The 24420-nt window shown below is 41.5% G+C and carries 21 protein-coding genes; 15 read left to right on the top strand and 6 right to left on the bottom strand.

Annotation, left to right across the window (positions count from 1 at the left end):
* Positions 1-119 precede the first annotated feature (119 nt).
* The 3 genes from galU to ACGF5R_RS00400 are packed head-to-tail and all read left to right on the top strand — an operon-like array spanning position 120 to position 3458.
* Positions 120-1067 carry a UTP--glucose-1-phosphate uridylyltransferase GalU gene (gene galU, locus ACGF5R_RS00410; RefSeq protein ID WP_112875862.1) on the top strand — a complete coding sequence of 316 codons (948 nt, stop codon included), beginning with the start codon at positions 120-122 and terminating at the stop codon, positions 1065-1067.
* Positions 1068-1092: 25 nt separating this feature from the next.
* Entirely contained in the window at positions 1093-2436 is a 1344-nt protein-coding gene (locus ACGF5R_RS00405) for a UDP-glucose/GDP-mannose dehydrogenase family protein (protein WP_262980025.1), read from the top strand.
* A gap of 8 nt (positions 2437-2444) precedes the next feature.
* Complete coding sequence (locus tag ACGF5R_RS00400; RefSeq protein ID WP_112875864.1) at positions 2445-3458, top strand: NAD-dependent epimerase; 1014 nt, start codon at positions 2445-2447, stop codon at positions 3456-3458.
* A 298-nt stretch (positions 3459-3756) separates the two neighbouring features.
* Here ACGF5R_RS00400 and hns read toward each other — a convergent pair whose 3' ends face one another.
* Positions 3757-4161, bottom strand: a complete 405-nt coding sequence (gene hns, locus ACGF5R_RS00395; RefSeq protein ID WP_112875865.1) for a histone-like nucleoid-structuring protein H-NS — start codon at positions 4159-4161, stop codon at positions 3757-3759.
* A gap of 644 nt (positions 4162-4805) precedes the next feature.
* On the opposite strand from hns, the gene ACGF5R_RS00390 reads away from it, so the two are divergent.
* Positions 4806-5411, top strand: a complete 606-nt coding sequence (locus tag ACGF5R_RS00390; protein ID WP_112875866.1) for a thymidine kinase — start codon at positions 4806-4808, stop codon at positions 5409-5411.
* Positions 5412-5541: 130 nt separating this feature from the next.
* Here ACGF5R_RS00390 and adhE read toward each other — a convergent pair whose 3' ends face one another.
* A complete protein-coding gene (gene adhE / locus ACGF5R_RS00385; RefSeq protein WP_387689135.1) occupies positions 5542-8175 on the bottom strand; it encodes a bifunctional acetaldehyde-CoA/alcohol dehydrogenase in 2634 nt (877 codons plus the stop codon).
* A 411-nt stretch (positions 8176-8586) separates the two neighbouring features.
* On the opposite strand from adhE, the gene ACGF5R_RS00380 reads away from it, so the two are divergent.
* The 7 genes from ACGF5R_RS00380 (at position 8587) to oppF (ending at position 17137) form a co-directional block, all read left to right on the top strand.
* A complete protein-coding gene (locus ACGF5R_RS00380) occupies positions 8587-9231 on the top strand; it encodes a YchE family NAAT transporter (protein ID WP_112875868.1) in 645 nt (214 codons plus the stop codon).
* Between the two features lie 554 nt (positions 9232-9785).
* A complete protein-coding gene (locus tag ACGF5R_RS00375) occupies positions 9786-11423 on the top strand; it encodes an ABC transporter substrate-binding protein (RefSeq protein WP_112875869.1) in 1638 nt (545 codons plus the stop codon).
* A 138-nt stretch (positions 11424-11561) separates the two neighbouring features.
* Entirely contained in the window at positions 11562-13202 is a 1641-nt protein-coding gene (oppA, locus tag ACGF5R_RS00370) for an oligopeptide ABC transporter substrate-binding protein OppA (RefSeq protein WP_112875870.1), read from the top strand.
* A gap of 85 nt (positions 13203-13287) precedes the next feature.
* Positions 13288-14208, top strand: a complete 921-nt coding sequence (gene oppB, locus ACGF5R_RS00365) for an oligopeptide ABC transporter permease OppB (RefSeq protein ID WP_112875871.1) — start codon at positions 13288-13290, stop codon at positions 14206-14208.
* Between the two features lie 14 nt (positions 14209-14222).
* The gene (gene oppC, locus ACGF5R_RS00360; RefSeq protein ID WP_112875872.1) at positions 14223-15131 is read left to right on the top strand and encodes an oligopeptide ABC transporter permease OppC; all 909 of its coding nucleotides are present in this window, start codon (positions 14223-14225) and stop codon (positions 15129-15131) included.
* Positions 15132-15140: 9 nt separating this feature from the next.
* Positions 15141-16139 carry an ABC transporter ATP-binding protein gene (locus ACGF5R_RS00355; RefSeq protein WP_112875873.1) on the top strand — a complete coding sequence of 333 codons (999 nt, stop codon included), beginning with the start codon at positions 15141-15143 and terminating at the stop codon, positions 16137-16139.
* Entirely contained in the window at positions 16136-17137 is a 1002-nt protein-coding gene (oppF, locus tag ACGF5R_RS00350; protein WP_112875874.1) for a murein tripeptide/oligopeptide ABC transporter ATP binding protein OppF, read from the top strand. Before ACGF5R_RS00355 ends, oppF begins: the two co-directional genes overlap by 4 nt.
* 178 nt (positions 17138-17315) lie before the next feature.
* Here oppF and ACGF5R_RS00345 read toward each other — a convergent pair whose 3' ends face one another.
* Both ACGF5R_RS00345 and cls read right to left on the bottom strand, forming a co-directional pair.
* A complete protein-coding gene (locus tag ACGF5R_RS00345) occupies positions 17316-17645 on the bottom strand; it encodes an HI1450 family dsDNA-mimic protein (RefSeq protein ID WP_112875875.1) in 330 nt (109 codons plus the stop codon).
* Positions 17646-17756: 111 nt separating this feature from the next.
* On the bottom strand, positions 17757-19217 hold the full coding sequence (gene cls / locus ACGF5R_RS00340; protein ID WP_112875876.1) for a cardiolipin synthase: 1461 nt from the start codon (positions 19215-19217) through the stop codon (positions 17757-17759).
* Between the two features lie 371 nt (positions 19218-19588).
* Between cls and ACGF5R_RS00335 the strand changes: the two genes are divergently transcribed.
* Both ACGF5R_RS00335 and tonB read left to right on the top strand, forming a co-directional pair.
* The gene (locus tag ACGF5R_RS00335) at positions 19589-19771 is read left to right on the top strand and encodes a YciY family protein (protein ID WP_112875877.1); all 183 of its coding nucleotides are present in this window, start codon (positions 19589-19591) and stop codon (positions 19769-19771) included.
* A gap of 102 nt (positions 19772-19873) precedes the next feature.
* A complete protein-coding gene (gene tonB, locus ACGF5R_RS00330; protein ID WP_112875878.1) occupies positions 19874-20554 on the top strand; it encodes a TonB system transport protein TonB in 681 nt (226 codons plus the stop codon).
* A gap of 61 nt (positions 20555-20615) precedes the next feature.
* Here tonB and yciA read toward each other — a convergent pair whose 3' ends face one another.
* Together yciA and ACGF5R_RS00320 are read right to left on the bottom strand one after the other, a co-directional pair.
* Positions 20616-21047: an acyl-CoA thioester hydrolase YciA gene (gene yciA, locus ACGF5R_RS00325; RefSeq protein ID WP_112875879.1), complete on the bottom strand. Its 432-nt coding sequence runs from the start codon at positions 21045-21047 to the stop codon at positions 20616-20618.
* Positions 21048-21124: 77 nt separating this feature from the next.
* Complete coding sequence (locus ACGF5R_RS00320) at positions 21125-21661, bottom strand: septation protein A (protein ID WP_112875880.1); 537 nt, start codon at positions 21659-21661, stop codon at positions 21125-21127.
* Positions 21662-22010: 349 nt separating this feature from the next.
* On the opposite strand from ACGF5R_RS00320, the gene ACGF5R_RS00315 reads away from it, so the two are divergent.
* A complete protein-coding gene (locus ACGF5R_RS00315; RefSeq protein ID WP_387689132.1) occupies positions 22011-23741 on the top strand; it encodes a SulP family inorganic anion transporter in 1731 nt (576 codons plus the stop codon).
* 31 nt (positions 23742-23772) lie between these two features.
* Positions 23773-24060 (top strand): MarR family transcriptional regulator, encoded by a 288-nt coding sequence (locus ACGF5R_RS00310; protein ID WP_387689129.1) that lies wholly within the window; start codon positions 23773-23775, stop codon positions 24058-24060.
* Positions 24061-24420 lie beyond the last annotated feature (360 nt).

Here is a 24420-nt window from a genome sequence, read left to right as displayed (position 1 = left end):
GTGTGCGCGGTTTATTGACACAAAATAATCAGTAATAGTGATACCTTATTAAAGAATTGGCACTGATTTTGAGTTGAAGACGGATTTGTTTCAGCCAAAAAACATCGGGAGAAAGGTTAATGCCATCAGTAGAAAAACGATCAGTAGACAAACTATCAGTAGACAAAATAGTAAAGAAAGCCGTTATTCCAGTCGCAGGCTTGGGAACGAGGATGTTACCTGCTACGAAAGCAATTCCTAAAGAGATGTTACCTTTAGTAGATAAACCTCTTATTCAGTATGTTGTTAATGAATGTATTGCCGCTGGCATTAATGAAATTATCTTGGTGACTCATTCATCAAAAAATTCAATTGAAAATCATTTTGATACCAGTTTTGAGTTAGAAGCTATCCTTGAGAAAAGGGTGAAGCGTCAGTTATTGGACGAAGTTCAATCTATTTGCCCAAGTCATGTCACTATTATGCAAACTCGTCAGGGAATTGCTAAAGGATTAGGACATGCGGTGTTATGTGCCAAGCCTTTAATCGGTGATGAACCTTTTGCTGTGATACTGCCTGATGTTATTCTTGATGAATACAGTACAGATCTGACCAGATATAATCTGAGCGAGATGTTGGTTCGTTATAATGAAACGGGAGCCAGCCAGATATTAGTAGAACCTGTACCTCATGAAGATGTTTCCAGTTATGGTATTGTCGATTGCCAGGGAGAAAATCTGCAACCCGGCGACAGCAAGCTAATTAAGCGCGTAGTTGAAAAACCTCAACCTAAAGAAGCGCCGTCAAATCTTTCCATTGTTGGCCGTTATGTGTTGTCCGAGAAAATTTGGTCATTATTAGCAAAAACAGCGCCAGGTGCCGGTGATGAAATTCAACTCACTGATGCAATTGCCATGTTAATAGAAAGGGAGCCTGTGGAAGCCTATCATTTGCAGGGTGTAAGCCATGATTGCGGTAATAAGCTTGGTTATATGCAGGCGTTTGTCCAATATGGTATGAAACATCATGCTTTAGGCAAAGAGTTTACTGACTGGTTAGTGGCTTTGCAGGATCAAGCTAAAGAATAATCTTGTGGAAATTTTTAGGTATCATATGAAAGTTACAGTATTTGGTATTGGCTATGTTGGCCTGGTTCAGGCTACGGTTTTAGCTGAAGTAGGGCATGATGTCCTTTGCATTGATGTAGATGAAAATAAAGTTGAGAACCTGAAAAATGGTCAAGTCCCCATTTTTGAGCCTGGTTTAGCGCCACTGGTTAAGAAGAATTATGAAGAAGGCCGTCTGAATTTCAGCACTGATGCAAAAGCCGGTGTTGCTCACGGTAAGTTACAGTTTATTGCGGTAGGTACGCCTCCCGATGAAGATGGTTCAGCGGATTTGAAGTATGTCTCCGCCGTTGCCCGTACTATTGCGGAGTACATGGATAGCTATAAAGTTATTATTGATAAATCTACGGTTCCTGTTGGTACAGCAGATAAAGTTAATGCGGTTGTCAATGAGACTCTGCGTAAACGCAATATTGATATCCCATTTGATGTGGTTTCTAACCCGGAGTTTCTCAAAGAAGGGGCCGCTGTTGCAGATTGTATGCGCCCTGAGCGGATTATTATTGGGTGTGACAACGACAGAGTCGTTGACCTGATACGTGAGTTGTATGAGCCATTTAACCGTAATCATGATCGTATGATTGTGATGGATATCCGTAGTGCAGAACTGACTAAATATGCTGCTAACTGTATGTTGGCAACGAAAATCAGTTTTATGAATGAGATATCTAATTTAGCTGAGATGCTTGGCGCTGATATTGAGCATGTTCGTCAAGGAATGGGTTCTGATTCCCGTATTGGCTATCATTTTATCTATCCGGGCTGTGGTTATGGTGGCTCATGTTTTCCGAAAGATGTGCAGGCGTTAATTCGTACCGCAGAGCAAATTGGCTATCAACCCAAGATTCTTCTTGCTGTAGAACAAGTGAATGAGCTGCAAAAGAGTAAATTACCTTCTTTTGTCAAACGCCATTTCGGGGAGGATTTATCCGGTAAGATGTTTGCGGTCTGGGGATTATCGTTCAAACCGAATACCGATGATATGCGTGAAGCATCAAGCCGTGTTTTGATGGAAGCATTATGGCAGGCCGGAGCCAAAATACAGGCTTACGATCCTGAGGCGATGCAGGAAGCTCAGCGTATTTATGGTCAGCGTGATGATTTATTATTGATGGGGACTAAAGAAGCAGCGCTTAAGGGAGCCGATGCCTTGATCATTTGTACTGAATGGCAAAGTTTTCGTGCGCCAGATTTTGATGTCATCAAAGAGTCTCTCAAAACGCCGGTTATCTTTGATGGCCGGAATCTCTATGATCCTGAACGCCTGCAATCCCGAGGTTTTATTTATTATGGGATTGGTCGTGGTGCATCCATTAATCCGGTTATCTGAGTAATACAATGAAATTCTTAGTCACAGGTGCTGCTGGTTTTATTGGCTTTCATGTGAGCCAGAGATTATTGCAAATGGGGCATGAGGTTGTGGGTATCGACAACCTTAATGACTATTATGATGTGAGTCTCAAACAAGCACGGTTAGATCTATTATTTGATAAGTCAGGTTTTAAATTTGAAAAGCTAGATTTAGCTGACAGAATAGCCATTCCCGATCTTTTTTCGCGACACCAATTTCAGCGGGTTATCCATCTGGGAGCTCAGGCGGGTGTTCGCTATTCGTTGCAAAACCCAATGGCTTACATTGATTCGAATATAATAGGGCATATCAATATCCTGGAAGGTTGCCGTTATAATAATGTTGAGCATTTATTATATTCTTCTTCTAGTTCTGTTTATGGATTAAATAGAAAGCAACCGTTTTCTACAAATGATTCGGTTGATCATCCAGTTTCACTATATGCGGCAACGAAAAAATCAGATGAATTAATGTCTCACAGTTACTCTCATCTTTATCAGTTGCCAACGACAGGCTTGCGCTTCTTTACAGTATATGGTCCGTGGGGACGTCCTGATATGGCTTTATTTAAGTTCACCAAGGCCATGTTATCAGGGCAGCCTATTGATGTTTATAACCACGGTAATATGGTTAGAGATTTTACGTATATAGATGATATCGTTGAATCAATAATCAGATTGCAAGACATCATTCCCACACCAAATGAGAGCTGGATGGTTGAAGATGGGCAAATATCTGCCAGCTCTGCCCCTTACTGTATTTATAATATTGGTAATGGTCAACCAACTAGACTAGGTGATTTTATTGAAGCAATAGAAGAATCATTAGGCATTCTGGCTAAGAAAAATTTTATGCCCATGCAAGATGGTGATGTTCTGTCGACCTGTGCTGATTCAAGTGACATTTTCCAAAAAATAGGGTTTGCCCCAAATACATCTGTGAAGCAGGGTGTGAAGCAGTTTGTAGAGTGGTATTTGAGTTTCTATCATAAGTCTAAATAAGATAAGGAGCCATTGGCTCCTTATCTATTGAATCAACGACAGTGACCAGAGAGAAGTAAATAGTTGTGTCTGTTTGATTATTAATTTATCTAGGCATTGGCTAAGTGAGTAACTAGCCTTGCTTTACCATAAAGAAATGATACAAAAAACGGGCAACTCGACTAAATTCTTCTCAAAGATACTTATCTCGCTTATACGATAGACGTTAATTCTTTTGTCAGCTAAGTTGTTTTATAATAAAAACACCCTTCTATTTTAAAAGGGTGTTTTTAATTAAATTAACTTGAAAAACAATGGATTAGAGTAAGAAACTTTCCAGTGTTCTTCCTTCTTCTTCAATTGCTTTTTTGATAACAGCAGGTGTACGTCCTTGGCCAGTCCAAGTTTTAGTTTCACCATTTGTATCAACATATTGGTATTTAGCTGGACGTGCGGGACGTTTTGCTTTACCAGCAGATTTGCCGGAGCTCATTGTCTGAAGCAATTCGCTTGGATCAATTCCTTGGTCAAGAATCATTTTACGAACTTCTTCCAATTTACGTGTACGTTCCTCTAATTCAGCTTGTACCTGACTTTCTTCTTCACGACGTTCTTCAACAACGACGGTCAGTTTTTCAAGTATTTCATCTAAGAACTCAAGTTGGCATTCTCTTGCTTGGGCTCGTAAAGTACGGATGTTATTTAGGGTTTTTAAATCGCTCATTGTCCTGGTCTCAAATTATTAATGATGATGGCGGATGTGGATATAATAATAGAATGCTATTTTATTTTCTGCAATAGTCAATTTCTCATATTCCGATAAAATGGCTCTTTTTTTTAAACGTAATTTCTTTACAAAAGTTATATAGCGCTTTTTATACAGCTATTTCGATTGTCATTCCCCAATAACATGTTCAGGGTACCTTTAACAAAGAGGGGACATGATAATCTCTCTAATTTATAAACCAGGTATATACTAAATCGGTAAGTAATTTTAACTGTTTCTTATCATACCTGATAAAGCAGGATAATACTAAGTTAAAAAAAACTTATGACTAATCCATGAGTTATCGTTGATTTACTGTTACCGTTTTCTGGAAGTAAATCACGCACATTATTAATTTGCATACGATATGCAACAAATCAGACTGGCTTTCATTTTTTAATTTAAACATGAACATTTGTCATTCAAATGCGCTTTATTACTCGGCTGGTGTGATGGTGGTCATGAATCATTAAGACATCACTAAGCTAAATATTTCGGTATATCAACCAGTGCAGCTTACTGAGATGGATAATCACAACTCAAGTTTATGGTAAACTCATCTGACTATATGGCTTTATAAATTTTGTTAAGGGGCAGGGTTGATGGCTCAACTTTATTTTTATTACTCCGCAATGAATGCTGGAAAATCGACATCCTTGTTGCAATCCTCTTATAACTATAATGAAAGAGGGATGAAAACGCTGGTTTTTACCGCGGAAATTGACACCCGGTTTGAAAATGGAAAAGTCAATTCTCGGATTGGATTATCTTCTGATGCACTTCTATTTAGTCAACAGACAGATATTGGTGAGTTGATCAGAAATGAAAATAAGCAGGCAAAAGTGCATTGTGTGCTTATTGATGAGTGCCATTTTCTCACGAAAGCACAGATTGAACAGATATGTAAGGTGACCGACTACGATGATATTCCGGTTCTTTGTTATGGGCTGAGAACTGATTTCAGAGGCGAGCTTTTCAGTGGTAGCCAGTATCTTCTGGCGTGGGCTGATAAGTTAGTTGAATTAAAAACTATTTGCTATTGTGGACGCAAAGCGAACCGTGTATTACGTTTTGATAGCGAAGGTGCGGTCATTTATGATGGTGAACAAGTTGATATCGGTGGCAATGAAAAATATGTGTCTGTTTGCCGTAAGCACTATATGGATGCTATTAGTGAGGCGAGGAAAAACAGAAAAGACAGCATGTAATGGATAGACTTTCTGTGAAGCGGTCGGATGCTCTGTTTGAGAGTTTGTATTAAGAATAGAGCAGCGGTAAGTTAAAGGGTGCTGATATCAGCACCCTTAAGTGGTATTTAATCAGTTAATAAATTTGTTCTTATTGGCTTTTTTCTGTTGCAACGGTTTCTGTAAATTCTCGTCCATAGTATGAATCCAACAGCAATTGTTTTAGCTCAGAAATCAGCGGGTAGCGCGGATTAGCACCGGTACATTGGTCGTCGAAGGCATCTTCAGATAACTTATCAATTTTTGCCAAGAAGTCAGCTTCTTGAATGCCTGCTTCACGGATAGATGTCGGGATACTTAGCTCAGACTTGAGCTCTTTCAGCCAGGCTAACAGTTTTTCAATTTTTGTGACAGTATGGTCACCAGTAGCAGATAAACCGAGATGATCGGCAATTTCAGCGTAACGACGGCGGGCCTGTGGGCGATCATATTGACTGAATGCAGTCTGTTTGGTTGGGTTATCATTAGCGTTATAACGAATAACATTACAAATCAGCAATGCGTTAGCCAGGCCATGCGGGATATGGAACTCAGAACCCAGTTTATGCGCCATAGAGTGGCATACCCCCAAGAAAGCATTAGCAAATGCAATCCCTGCAATAGTTGCTGCATTATGAACCCGTTCACGGGCAACTGGGTTAGTGGCCCCTTCATGATAGCTGGTTGGGAGGAACTCTTTCAGTAGTTTTAGCGCTTGCAGTGCTTGTCCGTCAGAGTATTCGTTTGCTAAGACTGATACATAAGCTTCCAAAGCGTGAGTGATGGCATCTAACCCACCAAAAGCACAGAGTGATTTCGGCATATCCATGACTAGATTGGCATCAACGATAGCTATATTAGGAGTCAATTCATAATCAGCCAGTGGATATTTCTGACCGGTTGCATCATCAGTGACAACTGCAAATGGTGTCACTTCAGAACCGGTGCCGGAAGTTGTGGTAATGGCGACCATTTTCGCTTTAACCCCCATTTTGGGGAATCTATAGATGCGTTTACGGATATCCATAAACCGTAGAGCTAGCTCTTCGAAATGAGTTTCAGGGTGTTCATACATCACCCACATAATTTTGGCCGCATCCATTGGGGACCCTCCCCCCAGGGCAATAATGATGTCCGGTTTGAATGAGTGCATTTGTTCCGCACCCTTACGAACAGTGCTTAGGGTAGGGTCTGCTTCAACTTCAAAGAAAACTTCTGTTTCTATCCCATGGGATTTCAGCACATCAGTGACTTGATCAGCATAACCATGATTAAATAAGAAACGGTCTGTTACGATAAAAGCGCGTTTTGCACCGTCGGTTGCAATTTCTTCTAATGCCACAGGCAGGGAGCCGCGACGGAAGTAAATTGATTTCGGAAGTTTATGCCACAGCATATTTTCTGCTCTTTTCGCCACGGTTTTGGTATTGATGAGATGTTTGGGCCCGACATTTTCAGAGATGGAATTTCCTCCCCAAGAGCCGCAACCTAGTGTCAGAGAGGGAGCAAGCTTGAAGTTGTAGAGATCACCGATACCGCCCTGAGAAGCAGGAGTATTCACGAGAATACGAGCTGTTTTCATTTTATCGCCGAAATACTTGATTCGTGCCGCCTGATTGTCCTGATCGGTATACAAGCAGGAAGTGTGACCAATTCCGCCCATTTCAACCAATTTTTCTGCCTTTTCTACGGCATCTTCAAAGCTATTACCACGATACATAGCGAGCAGTGGAGACAATTTTTCGTGAGCAAAGGGTTCTACTTTATCAGTTAAACTCACTTCTCCAATCAAGATCTTGGTCCTTTCAGGAACATTAATGCCTGCCATTTCGGCAATTTTTGTTGCAGATTGACCAACAATTTCCGCATTTAGACTCCCGTTTTTCAGAATGATATCTTGAACAGCTTTCAGTTCCTTGCCTTGTAACAGATAACCGCCATGAGTAAAGAAACGTTTACGCACCTGATCATACACTGCATCCACCACGATAACGGATTGCTCTGAAGCGCAGATGACGCCGTTGTCAAAGGTTTTAGACATCAGAATAGATGCAACAGCACGTTTAATATCAGCTGATTCATCAATGACAACCGGGGTGTTACCGGCACCGACGCCGATTGCGGGCTTACCAGAGCTGTACGCCGCTTTTACCATACCTGGGCCACCGGTCGCCAAGATTAGATTGATGTCTTGGTGGTGCATCAATGCAGTGGAAAGTTCAACGGAGGGTTCATCAATCCAGCCAATAATATCTTTTGGCGCACCAGCGGCAACCGCAGCGGATAAAACCAATTCTGCTGCTTTAGTTGTTGCTTTTTTGGCGCGTGGGTGGGGTGAGAGAATAATACCGTTACGGGTTTTTAGGCTGATGAGGGCCTTAAAAATAGCGGTAGATGTTGGGTTGGTGGTTGGCACGATACCGCAGATTAAGCCAATAGGTTCGGCGATAGTGATGGTGCCGAATGTTTTATCCTCAGACAAAATGCCGCAGGTTTTATCATCTTTATAAGCGTTATAGATATATTCGGAAGCAAAGTGGTTTTTGATTACTTTGTCTTCGACAATGCCCATACCGGATTCTGCTACGGCTAATTTTGCTAAAGGGATACGTGCATCTGCCGCTGCAAGGGCCGCTGCGCGGAAGATTTTGTCAACTTGCTCCTGAGAAAAGTTAGCAAATTCACGTTGTGCTTTTTTTACCCTGGCAACGAGTTCGTTCAGTTCAGTAACATGAGTTACAGTCATAAAGAAGTACTCCTGAAAAATATTAAAAATCTTTTAATATCAATGAATAAGTATTTTTTAGACTATTTAACTTGGTGATTTTTTGGTAACTACAGGTTACCATTTGGTATTAAATATATATTGATCTTAATCACATAAATCCCCAAGCTGATTCCTTTCAGCTTGGGTCAGTGATAGTTATTATTGATTGGGTTGTAAATAGCGTTAAGAAGTTGAATTTTTAATCTAATAAAAATATCGGGTTAACAACTTGTTATATAAGATATTTTAAATTAAAAAATGCGTTGTGGTCGATGGAAAAGAGAACTTCGCCAGTATAAGGTGAAGAAAAAATTAAGTTTTCTATGGTTTTTGGGAGAGCAATCATGAGAATGTTTTTAACAACACAGCGTAACTCAATAGAGGTTCTTTGTGGGTGACTTACTGCTGGATCTGCCTGGTTACATTAAGTTTTTTGTTGGGCTGTTTGCACTGGTCAATCCTGTTGGTATTTTGCCGGTTTTTATCAGTATGACTCACTACCAAGCCCAATCGGCTCGTAATAGAACTAACTTTATTGCCAATATTTCTGTTGCCATCATTTTATGGACAGCTTTGCTGTTAGGTGACTCGATACTGCGTATGTTCGGCATTTCCATTGACTCTTTTCGTATTGCTGGTGGGATTTTGGTTGTGACTATCGCGATGTCGATGATTAACGGTAAACTTGGAGAGGACAAACAGAATAAGCAGGAAAAATCAGAAACAGCCGTTAGAGAAAGTGTTGGTGTTGTGCCGCTGGCATTGCCGTTAATGGCAGGTCCCGGTGCAATCAGTTCTTGTATTGTCTGGAGTTCTCGTTATCAGGGATGGCAGAATTTTATTGGTTTGATGATTACCAGCGCGTTGTTTGCGCTTTGCTGCTGGTTATTATTTCGATCTGCACCTTTAGTCGTCAAATATCTTGGGCAAACAGGCATTAACGTTATCACCCGAATTATGGGACTGCTATTGATGTCTTTGGGAATTGAACTGATTGTGACAGGGATCAGAGCGCTATTCCCAGGGTTGCTTTGATATGATTTACGATAAAAGGTGTTAGCTTTCATTCTAGTGAAATTACAAATTATAATATTCTTATCATTTTTATTATAAAGCCTATTTCATAGGCTTTTCTCCTTTCTTTTACCGGTACTTCCTGAATTTTATACAAATAACCCAATATTTTTCTAAATTATTCTTTCCTGTTAGTTCGATGTGTAACTGGTTGCTTCCACCACAGTTTTGTGATGAATGTAGGTTTTTAATTTGCATTGATTGCAATTTGTTAAAATTATGTTTATTTTCATCTTTGGTCTAGCTTTGTTTACTATTTTAGTTAAGTTTTAAGTTAATAATGCTATACATATCAATTTGTTATAATGAATTTTGGGATGTTTTATCAATTAATGTAATAAGTCGTACTAAGTTGCTTGTAAGGATGATTTTTACAATATGAGAACGATATTTTAACAATAGATATGATAAGTTGCCTTTAATATTTAATCCGTTACTTTGGGCTAAATAATGTGAAGATACCGGCCTTGATGGGATATGTTGAATGAACAGATCCATCAAACTGGAGGTAAAAAATGAAGATCAAACAATTAAAATTACATAAGTTTATTTCCTGTATATTTTTATTATCAGCGTTTCTTGTTACCGCCGTGTCTGCCGTTGAACTTCCAGATGGTGTGAAACTTGCGGATAAACAACAAATTATTATTAATAATGGCACCGAAGTTGCCTCGCTTGATCCACATAAAGTTGAAGGAGTACCAGAAAGCAACATTATTCTTAATCTCCTGGAAGGGTTAGTGAGGACGGGTTCTGAGGGAGAAATTGTGCCAGGCGTTGCGACCCATTGGGAAAATCAGGATTCCCAAGTATGGACGTTTTATCTGCGTGATAATGCTAAATGGAGTGATGGAACGCCTGTCACTGCCCACGATTTTGTCTATAGCTGGCAACGGTTAGCTGACCCAAAAGTGGGTTCACCTTATGCTAGCTATCTTCAATATGCTTATGTTGAAAATATTAGTGATGTTCTGAGAGGTAAAAAATCTCCTGATCAGTTGGGCGTAAAGGCGTTGGATGATCATCGTTTACAGGTGACTCTGACGCATCCTGTGCCTTATTTCGTCAGTATGCTCAGCCATACGGCAATGAAACCGGTGAAAAAGGATGTGGTTGAAAAATGGGGCAATAAATGGACGCTGCCAGAAAATTATGTCGGTAATGGGGCGTATTCGTTGAAAGAGTGGGTGGTCAATGAGCGGATAGTGCTCGAACGCAACCCTAGATATTGGAATAATGCAAAAACAGTTATTGATCAAGCGACTCTCTTACCTCTTCAATCTGAAACCAGTGATATTAACCGCTATCGGAGTGGAGAGATAAATATCACCCACAGCGTCATTCCGCCGACTCTGTATCAGAAAATGAAAAAAGATATCCCCGATCAGGTTCGCGTCAGCCCTTATCTCTGTACGTTTTATTACGAAATCAACAATAAAAAACCGCCGTTTACTGATGCCAGAGTCCGCGAAGCAGTCAAGCTAACTCTTGACCGGGATATTATTGCGGGGAAAATTATGGGGCAGGGGCAAATACCGGCTTATGGTTTTACGCCAACATTTATCGGGGGCGGCGATTTTGCTAAACCAGAATGGGCTAATTGGACACAGGAGCAGCGTAATAAACGCGCGAGAGAATTGTTGGCTCAGGCCGGTTTCAATCAGGCGAATCCATTGAAGTTCACATTGTTATACAACACATCTGAGCAAAATAAACAGCAGGCTATTGCCGCCGCTTCTATGTGGAAAAAGAATCTAGGAGCGGATGTGATTTTGCAGAATCAGGAATGGAAAACTTCTCTTGAAAGCCGCCATCAAGGGAATTATGAGGTGACCAGAGCGACCTGGTGTGCTGATTACAATGAACCTACCGCATTTTTAAATATGTTGTTGTCAGACAGCAGCAATAACACGACTTTTTATCAGAATAAAAATTTTGATAGCTATCTGGAACAGGCATTAATCGCTAAGGATGCTATTGAGCGTAAGAAATTATACCAACAAGCCGAGTTTCAATTGGATAAAGACTCGGTGCTGATTCCCGTTTATTACCGGGTAAGTGTACGGCTTGTTAGCCCATCAGTGGGAGGGTTTTCAGGGAAAGACCCATTGGATTATATGGATATTAAGCGACTGTATATGATAAAAAATTAGACAATAGCTTTATTCAAAAGAGTTACTGAGACCCTGCAAACAAAATCGTTCCTTTTGTATGCAGGTGGTAATTCACCCCTTATTTCTGGGCCGTCGGCTGATAACAAATCTGACGGTATAAAATTGGAGTAGAAAAAGATGATAAACACAACGAAAAAGAAACTACTTACTGTCAGCATCAGCGCTGCACTGAGTATGATAATCGCAAGTCAGGTCTTTGCTGCAAAAGTGCCTGAAGGTGTTCAATTAGCTGATAAACAGGTTTTAGTCCGTAATAACGGCTCTGAGCCGCAATCGTTAGATCCACATAAGATTGAAGGGGTACCAGAATCACATTTGGCACGCGATCTGTTTGAAGGTGTTGTCATCGTTGGCCCGAATGGTGAAATTTTACCGGGTTCTGCGACCAGTTGGGAGAATAAAGACTTCACCGTCTGGACATTCCATATGCGTAAAGAGGCTAAGTGGTCTAATGGTGATCCTGTCACAGCGCATGATTTTGTTTACAGTTGGCAACGTTTAGCTGATCCCAATACTGCTTCTCCCTATGAAAGTTATCTCCAGTATGCCCATTTCACCAATATTGATGACATCATTAGTGGTAAAAAGAAACCAGATACTTTGGGAGTAAAGGCGTTGGATGACTATACATTGCAGCTTACATTGAGCGAAGCGGTTCCTTATCTGCCAAAACTTTTAGCTCACTCTTCAATGGCTCCGGTGCATAAAGCTACGGTAGAAAAATATGGCGAAAAATGGACTCAGCCACAGAATTTTGTCGGTAATGGGGCCTATAAACTAAAAAATTGGATAGTCAACGAACGTATTGTGATGGAGCGTAGCCCGACATACTGGGATAACAAAAATACCGTTATTGATCAGGTTACTTTCCTACCAATTTCGTCAGAGGTCACGGATGTAAACCGCTATCGCAGTGGCGAAATTGATATGACTTATGCCAATTTACCGATTGAGCTATTCCAGAAGCTGAAAAAAGAGAGCCCGAACGAGTTGCATATTAACCCATATTTATGTACTTACTACTACGAAATTAATAACGAAAAACCCCCATTTAATGATCCCCGCGTCCGTACTGCACTGAAATTGTCTATGGATCGCGATATTGTGACCAATAAAGTCAAAGCACAGGGTGATATTCCTGCTTCCGGTTATACACCGCCGTTTACTGATGGTTTTAAAGAAACAAAACCAGTGTGGTTTACTGGTTGGAGTCAGGAACAGCGCAACCAAGAAGCTAAGAAATTACTGGCCGAAGCAGGTTATAATAAAGATAATCCATTGAAATTTAACTTGCTTTATAACACCTCTGATCTGCATAAAAAAATTGCAATCGCTGTATCTTCTGTTTGGAAGAAAAATTTAGGTGCTGATGTTCGTTTAGAAAACCAAGAGTGGAAAACTTTCCTCGATACTCGACATCAGGGTAATTATGACGTAGCCCGTGCTGGCTGGTGTGCGGATTACAACGAACCTTCTTCATTCTTGAATTCAATGCTTTCTTACAGTAGTAATAACACATCTCATTATAAGAGTGATGAGTTTGATAAGCTGATGAAAGAATCTCTGAAAGTGGCGACAGATGATGAACGTGCTGCGGTTTATCAGAAAGCAGAAGCGCAGTTAGATAAAGATTCGGCTATTGTCCCCCTTTATTACTATGTGAATACCCGGTTAGTGAAGCCCTATGTTGGTGGCTATACAGGGAAAGATCCTTTGGATAATTTACACACCAAAGATTTTTATATTATCAAACACTAATCGTTGTAAAGCAGCCCGGAAAGGGCTGCTTTAGTGTCAAATTATTTTAAGGCCAGGGTTAAGGGCCAACACATAGGAACGGGCGATGATTAAGTTTATTTTACGCCGTTGTTTAGAGGCGATCCCGACACTTTTTATTCTTATTACTATTTCGTTTTTCATGATGCGGTTGGCGCCGGGCAGCCCATTTACTGGTGAGCGGAAATTGCCACCAGAAGTGATGGCAAACATTGAAGCGAAATATCATTTGAATGACCCAATTTATAAACAATATTTTGATTACTTAATTCAACTCACTAAAGGAGATTTTGGGCCTTCTTTCAAATATAAGGACTACTCGGTTAACGATCTGGTAGCAACAGCATTTCCAGTATCGGCTAAATTAGGTGCCTCGGCATTTATCATGGCGGTTGTCTTGGGGGTCAGCGCCGGGGTTATTGCTGCACTTAACCAAAATACCAAATGGGATTATACGGTTATGGGGTTCGCCATGACGGGGGTTGTTATTCCAGGTTTTGTCGTGGCGCCGTTACTGGTGTTGGGGTTCGCTATTCATCTTAAATGGCTGCCGGGAGGAGGCTGGAATGGCGGGGCGCCTAAGTATATGATTTTGCCGATGGTAGCGCTGTCTTTGGCCTATATCGCCAGTATTTCCCGTATTACCCGGAGTTCGATGATAGAAGTGCTGCACTCTAATTTTATTCGTACTGCGCGAGCCAAAGGGTTGCCATTGCGCATTATTATTTTCCGCCATGCTTTAAAACCCGCATTGTTACCGGTTATCTCTTATATGGGACCGGCTTTTGTCGGCATCATCACCGGCTCGATGGTGATTGAAACAATCTTCGGGTTACCGGGAATAGGGCAGTTGTTTGTTAATGGGGCATTGAACCGTGACTATTCGTTAGTGTTAAGTCTGACTATTTTAGTTGGCAGTTTGACTATTCTGTTCAATGCGATTGTTGATGTGCTGTACGCTGTTATCGATCCGAAGATTCGTTATTAAGATTGGAGCATGCAATGATAGTTAATAAACAAAACAGCGAAGCTTTGGAAAATTTCTCTGAGCAATTAGAAATTGAAGGCCGTAGTTTGTGGCAGGATGCACGGCGTCGTTTTATTCACAACCGGGCAGCGATTGCCAGTTTGTGTCTGTTATCTTTGATTACCTTGTTTGTGATCCTGGCGCCGATGTTAGCTCAATTTACTTATGACGATACTGACTGGGCCATGATGTCGATGCAGCCTGATTTTGAATCGGGTCACTATTTTGGTACTGATTCTTCCGGTCGTGATTTGTTGGTGCGTGTTGCCATTGGGGGGCGCATTTCGTTGATGGTTGGGGTGGCAGCCGCTTTGGTGGCGGTAGTCGTCGGAACATTATATGGATCATTATCCGGCTATATGGGCGGAAAAATAGATTCAGTCATGATGCGTCTGCTGGAAATTTTGAATTCATTTCCATTTATGTTCTTTGTGATCCTGTTGGTGACTTTCTTCGGACAGAATATTTTTCTGATATTTGTCGCTATCGGCATGGTGTCATGGTTGGATATGGCGCGTATTGTCCGCGGTCAGACACTGAGCTTGAAACGTAAGGAGTTTATTGAAGCGGCGTTGGTGTGTGGTGTGCCAACCCGTCATATTGTGCTGCGCCATATTGTCCCTAATGTATTGGGAGTGGTGGTGGTTTATGCATCTTTATTAGTGCCAAGCATGATTTTGTTTGAATCATTTCTTAGCTTTCTGGGATTGGGAACTCAAGAGCCGTTAAGCAGTTGGGGCGCATTGTTAAGTGATGGTGCGAATTCGATGGAAGTTTCCCCGTGGTTGCTGATGTTTCCTGCCGGTTTTCTGGTGGTGACACTGTTTTGTTTTAACTTTATCGGCGACGGCTTGCGTGATGCCCTCGATCCGAAAGATCGTTAAGGAGGTAACATGGACAGCGTTAAAAACCAGAAAAGTTCTGAGCCGTTGTTAATTGTTAAAGAGTTGGACGTGACTTTTAGTACCCCTGACGGGGATGTGACAGCGGTGAATAAGCTGAATTTTGATTTACGAGCGGGGGAAACTCTGGGAATTGTAGGGGAGTCTGGTTCGGGCAAATCACAAACCGCTTTTGCTTTGATGGGGCTACTTGCCAGAAACGGCAAAATTGGGGGTTCCGCTATTTTTAATGGCAGGGAAATTCTTAACCTTGAAGAAAAAAAGCTTAACCGCATGAGAGCGGAAGAGATATCAATGATATTTCAGGACCCAATGACATCTCTCAATCCCTATATGCGTATCGGCGATCAACTGACAGAAGTATTGATGTTGCATAAGCATATGAGTAAAAGTGAGGCATACCTTGAATCGATACGGATGCTGGATGCCGTCAAAATGCCAGAAGCGCTTAAGCGAATGCGGATGTATCCTCATGAATTTTCTGGTGGAATGCGTCAGCGTGTGATGATCGCAATGGCGTTGTTATGTCGACCAAAATTGTTGATTGCTGATGAACCAACGACCGCGCTTGATGTCACGGTTCAGGCTCAGATTATGACTTTACTGAATGAACTGAAACGAGAATTTAATACTGCGATTATTATGATTACTCACGATTTGGGCGTAGTTGCAGGTATTTGTGACAAAGTGTTGGTGATGTATGCGGGGAGAACAATGGAATATGGCTCGGCCCGTGAAGTATTTTATCAACCCACCCATCCTTATTCTATTGGCCTGCTTAATGCTGTTCCGCGTCTTGATGGTGATGAAGAGTCACTGACGACCATTCCCGGAAATCCGCCCAACTTATTACGGTTGCCGAAAGGATGTCCGTTCCAGCCACGCTGCCAGTTTTCAGTAGATCGTTGTATAAATTGTGAGCCAGGGTTGGAGACATTTGGCAACGGACGTTTGCGAGCTTGTTTTAAAGCACCGGGAGAATTGGTATGAGTCCGATTGAAGAAAGACGTGTGCTGCTGGAAGTAGCAGATTTGAAAGTTCACTTTGATATCAAAGATGGCAAACAGTGGTTTTGGCAACCAACAAAGACCTTGAAAGCGGTTGATGGCGTCACATTAAGGTTATACGAAGGGGAAACTCTTGGTGTGGTTGGTGAGTCTGGTTGCGGTAAGTCGACTTTTGCTCGTGCAATTATCGGATTGGTCAAATCTTCCGGTGGTTCGGTGACGTGGTTGGGAAAAAGCTTGCTGGATATGAATGATAAGCAGTGGCAGGATATTCGTAGTGATATCCAGATGATATTCCAAGATCCATTAGCATCCTTAAACCCGCGAATGACGATTGGCGATATTATCGCTGAGCCATTGCGTACCTATCATCCAAAGATGAAAGGGCCAGAAATTAAAGAGCGGGTAAAAACCATGATGATGAAGGTTGGATTACTGCCGAATCTAATTAACCGCTATCCGCATGAATTCTCTGGCGGTCAGTGCCAACGTATCGGGATTGCTCGTGCGCTTATTCTTGAACCTAAGTTGGTGATTTGCGATGAACCGGTATCTGCACTTGATGTATCCATTCAGGCTCAGGTAGTGAACCTATTGCAGGAATTACAACGGGAAATGGGGCTGTCGCTAATTTTTATCGCCCATGATTTGGCGGTGGTTAAGCACATATCTGACCGTGTACTGGTGATGTATCTCGGGCATGCGGTGGAATTGGGCACTTATGATGAGGTTTATCATAATCCACAGCACCCTTATACCAAAGCGTTGATGTCGGCAGTGCCGGTGCCTGATCCAGATAAAGAACGGGATAAGCACATTGAATTGTTGGAAGGAGAATTACCATCACCCATCAACCCGCCATCAGGATGTGTTTTTCGTACACGCTGCCCAATGGCAGATCCTGAATGTGCTAAAACACGGCCATTGATGGAAGGGAGTTTCCGCCATGCTGTGTCTTGTTTGAAGGTTGATCCGCTGTAGTTAAGATTGATCGATTGTCGTTAAGGTTAATCAATTGTAGTTATTGAGGAACTTTGTAAGACATTCAATGTGAGAGTTACTTTTGGGGTTTTATATCAGGACTCAGACCTGCATTAAAACGGGTAGCTCTCATTTTTTGCAGAAAAAAGAGCAGATCAAAATAACTGACTTTAATTTTTCACTCTTTCCACAAAATATGGTAAATCAGGTGAGATTTTTCCCGGCAAATGAGGATACGGGCAAAAACATCGTTGATCTCGGCATCTTCAGATTCTGCTAGCCCGATAATGACTTCGGCAAAAAAATCGGGGTTTGGAGTGAAATCCACGTGTTCAAGCCACTCATCAGAAGGGGGCAATAATTCTGCGCCGCCACGTATTTCGAATTGCAAGCTAAATAGCAGAATATCAGCGGGATCAAGGTTGAACGAAGCCAGTTCAAGAAAGATGTCATAGGCTTTCTCAAGGGTTTCATCTTCTGTCATTCGGTTATTGAGGTCTAAATCCATAGTTTGTGAGGATCTGTTGTCCATATTGATTTATTTGTGGGTCGTGATGAAGAATTAAAACATGATGAAGTCTTGATTGATACCCCCGTCTTGTAAAGACGAGGGTATTGATCACAGTAGTGGACTAAAAAAGTAACAAATACGCTCAATAATCCGATGCCACAAAGGGCGTTGCTCCCACTCATTGATTTCCAGCAATGTGGAATGGGCGATATAATCGTATTGCACCAGCGTTAGATCATGACCAAAGTTTTCATCATCAATAACCACGGTAATTTCAAAATTTAGCCACAGGCTACGCATATCAAGATTAACGGAACCCACCATACTGAGTTGGCCATCAACTAAAACGCTTTTGGTATGTAGCAATCCATCTTCAAACTGATAAATCTTAACACCGGCGTTTAATAGTTCAGCAAAAAATGCCCGGCTTGCCCAACGAACTAAGAAGAAATTATTTCTGCGTGGAACGATAACAATAACTTCAACCCCTCGTAAAGCTGCGGTGCAAATAGCATTTGTCAGGTCATCACTGGGAACAAAATAAGGGGTAGTTAAAATCAGTTGCTTACGGGCAGAGAAAATAGCCGTCATTAAAGATTGTTGAATCAATTCCTCAGGGAATCCAGGGCCGGATGCAATAACCTGAGTTGTGTGTCCGCTGGCCTGTTCAAATGGCATGATATTGTTATCTGGTGATGGCGGAAAGATACGCTGACCTGTTTCCATTTCCCAGTCACAAGCGTAAATAACCCCCATAGTCGTGGTAACCGGCCCTTCCATTCGTACCATAATGTCGATCCATTGCCCAACGCCGGCATCTTGTTTAAAGAAGCGTGGATCGACCATATTCATACTGCCGGCATAAGAGATATAATTATCTATCAAGATAATTTTACGATGCTGGCGCAGATCCATACGGCGTAGAAATAAACGGAATATATTGACTCGCAAAGCTTCAACAAATTCAATTCCTGCCTTGCGCATGATATCCGGGTATTGGCTACGGCAATATAACCAGCTACCGGCTGAATCCACCATAATACGGCATCTGACTCCTCGGTGTGCTGCGGCCATAAGAGCATCCGTCACTTGTTCAACCAAGCCGCCGGTTTGCCAGATGTAAAACACCATATCAATACTGTGTTTGGCATTCTCAATATCTTTGATAATGGTTTTTAGTGAATGGTCATAGGTTGTCAGTAGTTGGATCTTGTTACCTTTAACACCCGCAAGCCCTTGCCGTCGTTCGCAAAGCTGGAATAGCGGTGTCGCGACTTCGCTATTTTCTGTGGCGAAGATATGACGAGATTTGCGCAATTCTTCAAGCCATACGGTTGTTGAAGGCCACATGGCTTTTGCTTGTTCAACTCTGCGTTTTCCCAAATGCAGCTCACCAAATGACAGGTAAGCGATGATTCCAACTAAGGGTAGGATATAAATAATCAGCAGCCAGGTCATGGCAGAAGTGACAGGCCGGCGTTTTATCAGAATGCGTAAAGTGATACTGGCAACAATCAGCCAATAAAAGAAAATAGCAAGCCAACTTAGGACGGAATAAAAGGTTGTCATATTCGGCAATCAATCCTGTTTTGTTCAGACATCTTTGGTGGCGTTTAACATGGTTTCCTCAAGACTCGAGATATACCCGTCATCTTTCAAGTTGCCTCTTTGTTGGCTGCGCTCACTCACCCCGGTCACATAGTTTGCTATGCTCCCGGGGATTCACTCCCTTGCCGTCGCGATGCATCTTGAAATCAATAGGGTATATAAACGATCTAATTAACTTGGTGAATTTACCAAAAAATCGGCAAATATACTGCAAGCATCATACTTGATATTGGTCATTTCGCATTATTGATATAAAAAGTACTATCCAGATACGCCTTGGATATCTTTTTTAAAGGCTTATAATGAGCGTGATGTTTTTATAGGTAGGTTTTATGAAACGTAGTCGGAATGAAGTAGGGCGGTGGCGGATATTACGCCAGAATTTCAACCGCCGTCGCCGTTGGCTGGAAGGGCAGTCAAGACGTAATTTGCGTATTTATTCACTGCGTAAATTAGATGGTTATAAACAGCGTCGAGCTTTATTGTTTGTTCAGCATGGCGAATGGATACATTGAAAAAATAATATTTTTGGCCTTATATTCACGCTCACCTACAATCTTTATTGAATATGATTGCTATTTGCATTTAAACTAGCAGTCATTCGAGGATTGACTATTATGCTGCTAATCAAGAATTCCCTTATGCGCTGGATACATTGGCCAATATTGTTGTCAGTTTGTTTACACGTTTCTGTTGCTGCCGCACTTTTTTGTTCTGCAATACCGGAAAAGCAGCCTGATGCTGCACTTATGTCTGTTGCTATGATTCAGTTAGCTGCCGAGGAAGCTTCTGTTTCAGAGCCGGCAGCGCCTGAGCCTGAATCAGAGCCAGAGGAGCCGGAACCTGTTCCAGAGCCGGTAATTCCAAAACCAGAGGTGAAGAAGCCGAAACCGGAAGTGAAGAAAAAGGTTGTTAAAAAGCAATCTGAACCCGTTGAAAAGAGGGCTGAACAACCGGAAAAGCCGTTGTTTAATCAGAATGCATTGGCTAACCGTACTGATAATAATCAGAATAAACCGGTGGTTAAACCGCAGAATGGGCCAAGAGCATTAAGTAAAGCGTTACCTGTCTACCCATCCAGAGCTTCAGCATTGGGCACCGAAGGTTATGTGAAAGTCAAATATGATATTGATGGAGATGGACGGGTAAAAAATATAGAAGTGATTGGCGCTAATCCACCCAATGTTTTTGAAAGGGAAGTGAAAAAGGCGATGAGAAAATGGCGCTTTGAAAAAATACCCGCGATTGGTTATATCACAACCGTCGAATTTAAAATTACGGGTATATCTCAATCCTGATTGTCGGGGAAATGCAAATAAAAAAGGAGCATTATTAACACGCTCCTTTTTCCATTAATGTTTATTCGCTAGTACTGCTAGCGAGTTGGAACTGAGTTTTACCTTCTGGTAACCGACGTGAGGTATTATCTTCATTAACCGCAACATAAGTGAATACCGCTTCGGTTGCACGATAGCGTTGGCCGACAGGTTCAGAGGCGACTTTCTTCACCCAGACTTCGATGTTGATGGTAATCGAACTGTTACCGGTTTTGAGGCAATGCGCATAGCAGCAGACGACATCACCAACGGCAACAGGTTTCAGGAAAGTAATACCATCTACTCTGACAGTGACAACACGGCCTTCCGCAATTTCTTTTGCCAGAATTGCACCACCAATATCCATTTGTGACATTAACCATCCACCAAAAATATCTCCATTGGCGTTGGTATCAGCGGGCATAGCCAGTGTGCGGAGGACTAACTCTCCGTTAGGTAATTGTTGTTGTGTCATTGAAAACTTTACTTTATTTGATGAAAAAACAATACCTGCCTACAGACGATAGCAGGCAGGTATCCATTTGAATAAGGTTACTTCTGTTCGCGTGGCAGGTGACGGTAAATATATACTACACTGAGCACGGTGAAAACCAGAGTCAGGGCAGTCAGACCAAATACTTTAAAGTTAACCCAGACATCTTGTGGTAACCAGAATGCGACATAAATATTAGCTAGCGCACAGGCTGTAAAAAACAGCGCCCATGCCATATTGAGCTTATTCCAAACAAGATCGGGTAAAATTAACTCTTTTCCTAGCATTTTCTGAATGAGTGGTTTTTTCATAAACCACTGGCTGCCTAGCAAAGCTAATGCGAATAATGCATAGATTACAGTGACTTTCCATTTAATAAATAGATCACTATGGAAAGCTAAAGTTAACGTACCGAAAACAGCAACCATGATAAACGTGATCAGGGAGGCTTTCTCTACTTTCCGGTAGATGGAATAAGTAATAGCGACAGCTAAACCGGTGGCGGCGATCAACGCCCCGGAAGCGTAGAAAATGTCATACATTTTGTATACGACAAAAAAGACGACTAGAGGTAGAAAGTCTAAAAGTTGTTTCATATTTGAACCTATTGTAATTCCGGCATTTGATTATCATCCGGTTTTAGTCATTGAATGGACTAGCAGCAACAGTATGGTTTTATACCCGTTATCTTTCAAGTTGCCTCTTTGTTGGCTGCACTCACTCACCCCGGTCATATAGTTTGCTATGCTCCCGGGGATTCGCTCCCTTGCCGTCGCGATGCATCTTGAAATCCATAGGGTATATCTATCAATAAAAAAGGTTTTTATCGATCGGTTTCGCACAATTTTACCATAAAGAGCGGCGTAATTAACTTCCGGTTGTCAGTGAACATATAACGCAGCATTATAACGAAAACCCGTTGAAAAATAAGAGGGCATAAACCAGATGCAGTGGAAAAAACTACAGCGTTGGATGCCAGGGTTGGGTAATTTTTCTCATTATCGTAAGGAATGGTTTAGTCATGATTTAAGAGCTGGGCTTTCTGTCGCCGCAGTTGCTCTGCCAGTTGCTATTGCTTACGCCGAATTGATGGGAATAAGTGCAATTATTGGTCTTTATGCATGCATTTTACCCATGTTCGCTTATGCACTATTTGGTACTTCAAGACAGTTGATTGTCGGGCCAGATGCCGCAACGTGTGCCGTTATTGCAGCGGCTGTCGCGCCATTGGTTTTTGATAATGAAGATGTACGCTGGCAGCTCACGATCGTCATGACCTTAATGACCGGGATATGGTGTGTTCTCGCCAGTCATTTCCGATTAGGCGCGTTTGCTGATTTTCTTTCCAAACCTATCCTGAAAGGATTAATGAACGGTGTTGCATTGACAATCATTGTGGATCAGCTAGCTAAAGTCTTTGGTTTTGCTGGCGTTCCGGCGGGATTGATTGAACGGGTGATCGCATTACCTGTCAAGCTCATGAGTACACATTTACCGACGTTAGCAATGTCTGTTGCTATAGTATTGATTTTGCTCACTGTGCGTTTCTTGCGTCCGACTTGGCCTGGGCCTTTGTTGGCAATGGTATTAGCGACTTATATAAGCTGGCAATTTGATCTGGAAAAATATGGCATTCAGATTGTTGGCAGTGTCAGTGGTGGGGGATTACCTGTTGTGCCAATGCCCGATTTCCAGCCAGGCATTATGCGTGAGCTAGTTATCCCATCTTTGAACCTTGCTGTTATCAGTTTTGTCAGTTTCATGATGACGGCCCGTAGCTTCGCCAGTAAAAACGGTTATCAGATTGATGCAGATTGTGAACTTAGGGCCTTAGGCATTGCGAACATTGCTTCTGCTTTATCACAAGGATTTGCTGTCAGTGCTGCCAGCAGTCGTACTGCGGTTAATGATGCGATTGGTGGGAAAACGCAATTGGTCTCTGTTATTGCAGCGACTATTATTTTGCTGGTTTTGTTATTTATGACCCGTTTCCTGGCTTATATCCCATTGTCATCTCTTGGTGTAGTACTGATTTATTCAGCATCGTCACTGTTGGATTTACGGCGGATTTGGTCACTGAGGAAACGAAATCATCAGGCATTTACTTTATCACTGTTTACGTTGATTGCTGTGCTGGTGGTTGGTTTGATTAACGGTGTTGGTTTCGCTGTTCTGCTTGGTTTATTACAGTTTTTGCGAATTATATTCCGCCCGACAGATCAGCTCTTGGGGGTAAATGACCAAGGAATGATTCATTCGATTAATCATGGCAATGATATTAAACCAATAGATGGTGTGATGATGTACCGATTTAACTCGCCATTGACTTATTTCAATGTTAGCTATTTTAAAAAACGGGTACTACGGCATGTTGACAGAATTCAAAAAATTAACAAAACGCAAAAACGTCCGGGTTGGCTGGTTGTCGATGCGGCTGTTAGTTTTACCCATGATGATGTCAGTGTATTTGCTGCTATTGATGAGTTGATTAGTGAATTGAAAGTAAGAGATATCACATTGGTGCTCGCCGGTCGTCGGACAGAACTTACCCGTTGGATAAAACAGAATAAACTGCAAAGTAGCGATGACGATCTGATTGTGGCGCCCGATCTCTATTTTGCGGTACGAATGATTCAAAGTAAGCCTGAATGGTACTCTAATTACGCTAAAAGATAATAATTTAGAGCCTAAAATCTGGTTTACTTCCATGATTGCTCTTGCTCAAGTACTTAGCAGTGATAATATTGCGCTTCTGCGTCTTATAGATGAGCACAAACCAGAGACAATCGCGGAGCTGGCTAATTTATCAGGAAGGAAACCAAGCAATCTGTCAGTGACATTAAAGACGCTTAGCCAACATGGTTTTGTAACGCTGGAAAAAAGTAATAGAAGCGTAAAACCAAAGGCGCTGTTTACTGATTTTGAAATAAAAATTGAACAAAAAATCAGCGAAAGGGTTATGTCTTCTTGTGGGGCTAAAAATATAGCAGCTTGAAATAGCAAATTTAATACAACGTAAGTTAATACAACGCAAACTTGTTTATGACTTTCAGCCTCATAGTTTTATTACTGTGAGGTCTGATTGAACAATTGTTAAGCTATAGTTCATTTGTAATAGAATTATTGGTATTAGCAAATGAATACGATAAATAAAGTAGTCATATATGAAATTATATTAAAAAAATAGTTTTTAATTTTCGCACGTGTGATTATTGACCACTGCTTTTCTATTAATTTGAGATATCAGATCCTAAATCCCTGCCTTTCATTAATATTTCTTGTTAAAAAACAATGTGATTGAAGTATTACGTATTTAATACCACGTTACATTTTGTTTTTTGATAAGTATATTTTA

Origin of the sequence: Photorhabdus sp. RM71S (assembly GCF_042879355.1) — a bacterium.
GTDB classification, from domain to species: domain Bacteria; phylum Pseudomonadota; class Gammaproteobacteria; order Enterobacterales; family Enterobacteriaceae; genus Photorhabdus; species Photorhabdus kayaii.
Note: the sequence above shows the minus strand (reverse complement) of the source record. Positions and strands in the feature narration are given on the sequence as shown.

Excerpts from the sequence above, each read along its gene's own strand:
- galU (WP_112875862.1), top strand. The coding sequence starts at position 120 with ATGCCATCAGTAGAAAAACGATCAGTAGACAAACTATCAGTAGACAAA.
- ACGF5R_RS00405 (WP_262980025.1), top strand. The coding sequence starts at position 1,093 with ATGAAAGTTACAGTATTTGGTATTGGCTATGTTGGCCTGGTTCAGGCT.
- ACGF5R_RS00400 (WP_112875864.1), top strand. The coding sequence starts at position 2,445 with ATGAAATTCTTAGTCACAGGTGCTGCTGGTTTTATTGGCTTTCATGTG.
- hns (WP_112875865.1), bottom strand. The coding sequence starts at position 4,161 with ATGAGCGATTTAAAAACCCTAAATAACATCCGTACTTTACGAGCCCAA.
- ACGF5R_RS00390 (WP_112875866.1), top strand. The coding sequence starts at position 4,806 with ATGGCTCAACTTTATTTTTATTACTCCGCAATGAATGCTGGAAAATCG.
- adhE (WP_387689135.1), bottom strand. The coding sequence starts at position 8,175 with ATGACTGTAACTCATGTTACTGAACTGAACGAACTCGTTGCCAGGGTA.
- ACGF5R_RS00375 (WP_112875869.1), top strand. The coding sequence starts at position 9,786 with ATGAAGATCAAACAATTAAAATTACATAAGTTTATTTCCTGTATATTT.
- oppA (WP_112875870.1), top strand. The coding sequence starts at position 11,562 with ATGATAAACACAACGAAAAAGAAACTACTTACTGTCAGCATCAGCGCT.
- oppB (WP_112875871.1), top strand. The coding sequence starts at position 13,288 with ATGATTAAGTTTATTTTACGCCGTTGTTTAGAGGCGATCCCGACACTT.
- oppC (WP_112875872.1), top strand. The coding sequence starts at position 14,223 with ATGATAGTTAATAAACAAAACAGCGAAGCTTTGGAAAATTTCTCTGAG.
- ACGF5R_RS00355 (WP_112875873.1), top strand. The coding sequence starts at position 15,141 with ATGGACAGCGTTAAAAACCAGAAAAGTTCTGAGCCGTTGTTAATTGTT.
- oppF (WP_112875874.1), top strand. The coding sequence starts at position 16,136 with ATGAGTCCGATTGAAGAAAGACGTGTGCTGCTGGAAGTAGCAGATTTG.
- ACGF5R_RS00345 (WP_112875875.1), bottom strand. The coding sequence starts at position 17,645 with ATGGATTTAGACCTCAATAACCGAATGACAGAAGATGAAACCCTTGAG.
- cls (WP_112875876.1), bottom strand. The coding sequence starts at position 19,217 with ATGACAACCTTTTATTCCGTCCTAAGTTGGCTTGCTATTTTCTTTTAT.
- ACGF5R_RS00335 (WP_112875877.1), top strand. The coding sequence starts at position 19,589 with ATGAAACGTAGTCGGAATGAAGTAGGGCGGTGGCGGATATTACGCCAG.
- tonB (WP_112875878.1), top strand. The coding sequence starts at position 19,874 with ATGCTGCTAATCAAGAATTCCCTTATGCGCTGGATACATTGGCCAATA.
- yciA (WP_112875879.1), bottom strand. The coding sequence starts at position 21,047 with ATGACACAACAACAATTACCTAACGGAGAGTTAGTCCTCCGCACACTG.
- ACGF5R_RS00320 (WP_112875880.1), bottom strand. The coding sequence starts at position 21,661 with ATGAAACAACTTTTAGACTTTCTACCTCTAGTCGTCTTTTTTGTCGTA.
- ACGF5R_RS00315 (WP_387689132.1), top strand. The coding sequence starts at position 22,011 with ATGCAGTGGAAAAAACTACAGCGTTGGATGCCAGGGTTGGGTAATTTT.
- ACGF5R_RS00310 (WP_387689129.1), top strand. The coding sequence starts at position 23,773 with ATGATTGCTCTTGCTCAAGTACTTAGCAGTGATAATATTGCGCTTCTG.